We start from the raw sequence: 231 nt of genomic DNA, 5'->3' as shown, positions 1-231 counted from the left end.
GTCGGTCGACCCGTCGCCGGCCCCGCCGCCCGAGCCCCCACCGGACCCGACACCCGAGCCGTCGTCGTCGAGCACCGCCCGGCACCCCTCCTGCGCGGCCGCAGTCGCGGTGGACGCCTCCGCCAGCGCCGCCTGCGCCGCCTGGTACTGCGCGAGCACCGCCTGCTGGGCGGCCTTCACGGCGGCGCCCGCCTGCGTCACGGCGGGGTCCGCCGCAGACGCGTCGCCGTC

Annotated in this window: 1 pseudogene; it reads right to left on the bottom strand. The window is 81.0% G+C overall.

What is annotated here, in order from left to right:
• Window positions 1-231 (bottom strand): annotated as a pseudogene (locus KVT14_RS21730) (hypothetical protein); the annotation flags it as partial.

This window comes from Cellulomonas sp. GbtcB1 (assembly GCF_019091725.1).
In the GTDB taxonomy this organism is placed as follows: domain Bacteria; phylum Actinomycetota; class Actinomycetes; order Actinomycetales; family Cellulomonadaceae; genus Cellulomonas.
Note: the sequence above shows the minus strand (reverse complement) of the source record. Positions and strands in the feature narration are given on the sequence as shown.